We start from the raw sequence: 3,080 nt of genomic DNA, 5'->3' as shown, positions 1-3,080 counted from the left end.
CGTGCGCGGCGTCGTGGACCTCTACACCGGCCCCCTGTTCCGCGCCGCGCTCCAGCTCTGGGTCGCCGCCGCGAACGAGGAGCAGCTCCGCCCCCGCGTCGCCGCGCTGGAGGCCCGCGTAGGGCGGGAGGCCCACCGCATGACGGTGGCGCTGCTCGGCGCCGACGAGTCGGTGCCGGGCGTACGGGAGACGGTGCAGGGCTTCCTCGACATGGCCCGGGGCCTGGGCCTGGCGACCCTGCTCACGGACGACAGCGCCCGCCGCGACCGCGTGGTGGCGCGGTGGTCGCACCTGCTGACGACGGCCCTGCCCCACCCCGCCGACCCCGACCCCCGCACACCCGCCCAAGGGTAGGCCGCCCCACCGACACGGAGCCCTCGGCGCGCGCGAACCGCACCGGCCCCGGCGCTCCGCAACGGCACCCGCGCTCCCGCTCCCGGCGCCCCGCAGGGGCTCAGGCCGGGCCGCCCGACTCCGTGTAGCCCTCGATCTCCTGCGGCGACCGCGACCCCGGTCCCACGTACCGCGCCGACGGCCGCACCAGCCGCCCCGTGCGCTTCTGCTCCAGGATGTGCGCCGACCACCCCGCCGTCCGCGCGCACGTGAACATCGACGTGAACATGTGCGCCGGCACCTCCGCGAAGTCCAGCACGATCGCCGCCCAGAACTCGACGTTCGTCTCCAGCACCCGGTCCGGACGCCGCGCCCGCAGCTCCGCCAGCGCCGCCTTCTCCAGCGCCTCCGCGACCTCGTACCGCGGCGCGCCGAGCTGCTTCGCCGTCCGCCGCAGCACGCGGGCCCGCGGGTCCTCGGCGCGGTAGACGCGGTGGCCGAAGCCCATCAGCCGCTCGCCGCCGTCCAGCGCCCGCCGCACGTAGCCCTCGGCGTCGCCGGTGCGTTCGATCTCCTCGATCATCCCGAGCACCCGCGACGGCGCGCCGCCGTGCAGCGGCCCGGACATCGCGCCGACCGCGCCGGACAGCGCCGCCGCCACGTCGGCGCCGGTGGAGGCGATGACGCGGGCGGTGAAGGTGGACGCGTTCATGCCGTGTTCCGCGGCGGAGGTCCAGTAGGCGTCGACGGCGGCGACGTGCTTGGGGTCGGGCTCGCCGCGCCAGCGGATCATGAACCGCTCGACGACCGTACGGGCCTTGTCGATCTCCCGCTGCGGCACCATCGGCCGGCCCTGCCCGCGGGCGGACTGCGCGACGTACGACAGCGCCATGACGGCGGCCCGCGCCAGGTCCTCGCGGGCGCGCGGCTCGTCGATGTCGAGCAGCGGGCGCAGCCCCCAGACGGGCGCGAGCATCGCCAGCGCGGACTGGACGTCGACGCGGATGTCGCCGGAGTGCACCGGGATGGGGAAGGGCTCCGCGGGCGGTAGACCGGGTTTGAACGCGCCGTCGACCAGAAGACCCCAGACGTTCTCGAACGAGACGTGACCCACCAGGTCCTCGATGTCCACACCCCGATAGCGGAGGGCGCCGCCCTCCTTGTCGGGTTCGGCGATCTCCGTCTCGAAGGCGACGACTCCCTCAAGCCCGGGTACGAAGTCGGACATCAGGCGGCTCCCTACTGTGTTGCGTGCGCTGCGGTGGGGTGTGCAGCGGCGGATGGGTCGGCCCCAGGGCGTGGTGTGGTGCGGGGGGGGTGTACCTGCTGGCCAGGCTCCGCGGCGCCATCGCTCGCGGTCCGGGGCGTGCATTCCGGGCCACCATAGCCGGGGGTGTGGGCTTTCCACAGTGGTCGGGCGGCGGTTCTGTCGGGTCGCGCACATGCGGGCGGGCGTGAGATCGGGCACACTCCCCGGATCCCGGCCCGGAGGGTTACGGAGTGCGTCGGGCGGGCAAACTCCCGCACCGCGACGGCCGCTCATACTGCAAGATGTGTGGGTGCGACACGTTGACGTTGACACCGAACGCTCCCTCGATCCGGCTGCCATGCGCGCGCGCTACCGCGCCGCGGGACTGTCGGAGGACTCCCTCGCCGCCGATCCCTTCGAGCAGTTCGGCCGCTGGTTCACGCAGGCCGCCGAGAGCGGGCTGCACGAGCCCAACGCGATGGTCGTCTCCACCGCCGACGCCGAGGGCCGGCCCAGCTCCCGGACCGTGCTGCTGAAGCACGTGGACGAGCGGGGGTTCGTCTTCTACACCAACTACGGTTCGCGCAAGGGCCGCGAGCTGGCCGCCAACCCCCATGTGTCGCTGCTCTTCCCCTGGCACCCCGTCGCCCGCCAGGTGATCATCGCGGGGGCGGCCGAGCGTACGGGCCGCGACGAGACTGTGGCGTACTTCCGCACCCGTCCGCACGGCTCGCAGTTGGGCGCGTGGGCGAGCGAGCAGTCGTCGGCGGTGGCGTCGCGGGCGGAGCTGGACCGGATGTACGCGGAGCTGGCGGACCGCTATCCGGAGGGCGAGCAGGTGCCGGCGCCGCCGGAGTGGGGCGGCTTCCGGGTCAGGCCGCGGACGGTGGAGTTCTGGCAGGGCCGCGAGAACCGGCTCCACGACCGCCTCCGGTACGTACGCACCGAGGGTGCGGCCGGCGGCTGGACGGTGGAGCGCCTCTGCCCGTAGCGCCGTAGCGGTGCCGGGCCGCGGCCGGGTCCCCCGCCGGGCAAAAGGGCGACCCGCGGCCCATTCCCCTGGAGGGGAGCCGGTCGGACGTACCGGCGGACCGCGGGTCGGGTGAACTGCTTGGGATAAGGGCCGGCTGGGCGCGTCCTAGGCGCCCCGGTCCGGCATTGCGCTCAAGCGCGACGGCGGACCACTAGCCCGCAGTCACCTCACGCGTCCGGTTCTTCATCATCTGCCGAACCACCTCCCTTCTCGTGTGCCTCACACACTAGGTACGCCTCGGCGGCCACTCAACTGATTTCTGCTGCGCAACGATTTCGGCGGAATGGGGTGTGTGCTGCGTCACGTTCGAGTTGAATGATCCGGGTGCACCACACCACGCACACGACGCCGCGGCGAGCAGGGGGTGCCTGATGAGCGCGACCCGGCGTACCAACCGGGACCGCAGGAACGCCTCCGGCGAGCAGGCCGCGGACGCTCCGGACACGGGAGACGACGCCGCCGGG

Annotated in this window: 2 protein-coding genes and 1 pseudogene; 2 read left to right on the top strand and 1 reads right to left on the bottom strand. The window is 73.7% G+C overall.

Features of this window, described 5'->3' with window-relative positions; genetic code table 11:
- Window positions 1-355, top strand: a pseudogene (locus H5J30_RS24155) (TetR/AcrR family transcriptional regulator); the annotation flags it as partial.
- 100 nt (window positions 356-455) lie between these two features.
- Here H5J30_RS24155 and H5J30_RS24150 read toward each other — a convergent pair.
- Entirely contained in the window at window positions 456-1,562 is a 1,107-nt protein-coding gene (locus tag H5J30_RS24150) for a citrate synthase 2 (protein WP_181789474.1), read from the bottom strand.
- A 379-nt stretch (window positions 1,563-1,941) separates the two neighbouring features.
- Between H5J30_RS24150 and pdxH the strand changes: the two genes are divergently transcribed.
- Entirely contained in the window at window positions 1,942-2,574 is a 633-nt protein-coding gene (pdxH, locus tag H5J30_RS24145) for a pyridoxamine 5'-phosphate oxidase (protein ID WP_181789475.1), read from the top strand.
- Window positions 2,575-3,080: the final 506 nt, after the last annotated feature.

The sequence above is a fragment of the Streptomyces phytophilus genome (assembly GCF_013870535.1).
Taxonomy (GTDB): Bacteria; Actinomycetota; Actinomycetes; order Streptomycetales; family Streptomycetaceae; genus Streptomyces; species Streptomyces phytophilus.
Note: the sequence above shows the minus strand (reverse complement) of the source record. Positions and strands in the feature narration are given on the sequence as shown.